Source organism: Agrococcus casei LMG 22410, from assembly GCF_900163565.1.
Classification (GTDB): domain Bacteria; phylum Actinomycetota; class Actinomycetes; order Actinomycetales; family Microbacteriaceae; genus Agrococcus; species Agrococcus casei.
This window is the reverse complement of sequence record NZ_FUHU01000039.1, coordinates 1-1,350: the sequence shown is the minus strand read 5'-3', so window position 1 is coordinate 1,350 and position 1,350 is coordinate 1. Positions and strand designations below refer to the sequence as shown.

Annotated in this window: 1 protein-coding gene and 1 other annotated feature; the gene reads left to right on the top strand. The window is 62.7% G+C overall.

What is annotated here, in order from left to right; translation table 11 throughout:
* Positions 1-54 precede the first annotated feature (54 nt).
* Positions 55-1,319, top strand: a protein-coding gene (locus CZ674_RS09805) for an IS3 family transposase (protein ID WP_234988542.1) whose coding sequence is annotated in 2 segments (ribosomal slippage) — positions 55-358 and positions 358-1,319 — 1,266 coding nt in all. Because the reading frame shifts where the segments join, the coding sequence is not laid out codon by codon here.
* Positions 354-488, top strand: a sequence feature (AL1L pseudoknot). (Overlaps the previous gene by 135 nt.)
* Positions 1,320-1,350 lie beyond the last annotated feature (31 nt).

Sequence of the window (1,350 nt, the reverse complement as noted above, 5' to 3'; positions counted from 1 at the left end):
TGAAGCGCCCTGGTTTTGTTGGAGGCTCCTGACCTTGGATACGAGGATGGGGTTATGCCGAAAGAGCAGACATCAGGGAAGCCGACGACGCGTCGGTATTCGACAGAGGAGAAGGCTGCCGCGGTCCGGATGGTGCGGGCCCTGCGAACAGAGCTCGGAACTGATCGCGGGACGGTGCAGCGTGTGGCGTTGCAACTGGGATACGGGATCGAGTCCGTGCGGACGTGGGTCAAGCAGGCCGACATCGACGACGGCCATGCCCAGGGGGTCAGCACGTCGGAAGCGCAGAGGGTGCGCGAGCTCGAGCAAGAGAATCGGGAGTTGCGTCGGGCCAATGAGATTCTGAAACGGGCCGCGTCTTTCTTCGGGGCGGAGCTCGACCGCCAACACCGGAAATAGTTGCCTTCATCGACGCGAACAAGAACGACGTCGTCGAAGGCCGCCCGCTCGGAGTCGAGCCCATCTGCAAGGTGTTGCAGGTAGCTCCGAGCACCTATTACGCCGCGAAGAGTCGTGCGCCGTCGGCGCGGGCGCTCAGCGACGCGGCGCTCATTCCGGAGCTGGTGACGCTGTGGAAGGACAACTACTGCGTCTATGGTGTCCGCAAGCTTTGGAAAAGTGCACGACGTGCCGGGATCGATATCGGCCGAGACCAGACCGGCCGGCTCATGCGAGCCGCGGGCATCGAGGGCGCAACACGGACTAAGCGTGTCACGACGACCAGGCCTGATCCGACCGCCGTGAGGCACCCAGATCTTGTGAATCGGGAGTTCACCGCGACCGCGCCTAACCGTCTCTGGGTCACCGATCTGACATTCGTTCCGACTTGGGCCGGGGTCGCGTATGTGTGCTTCATCATCGACGTGTTCAGTCGCATGATCGTCGGCTGGCGGTGCGCGTCTCACATGCGCACCGAGATGGTGCTCGACGCGATCGAGATGGCCCGTTGGGGACGCGGAACCCAGCACGCCGATCTGCGCTGTCACAGCGATGCGGGCAGTCAATTCACATCCATTCGCTACGGTGAACGCCTCGCCGAGATCGGAGCGACACCATCGATCGGGACCGTCGGCGACAGCTACGATAACGCCCTCGCCGAGACGGTGAATGGCTACTACAAGACCGAACTCGTCCGCGGACCGGCACGATCAGGGCCCTGGAGAACGGTCGAGGACCTCGAACTCGCGACCCTCGGCTGGGTGCACTGGCACAACACGCAACGCCTCCATGGCTATCTGGGAGACGTCCCGCCTGCAGAGTTCGAGCAGTCGTTCTATGCTGTCAAAACCAACCACGATCAGCTGGTGGGAATCAAATAGCGCGAGTCTCCATCAGACCCAGGGCGCTTCA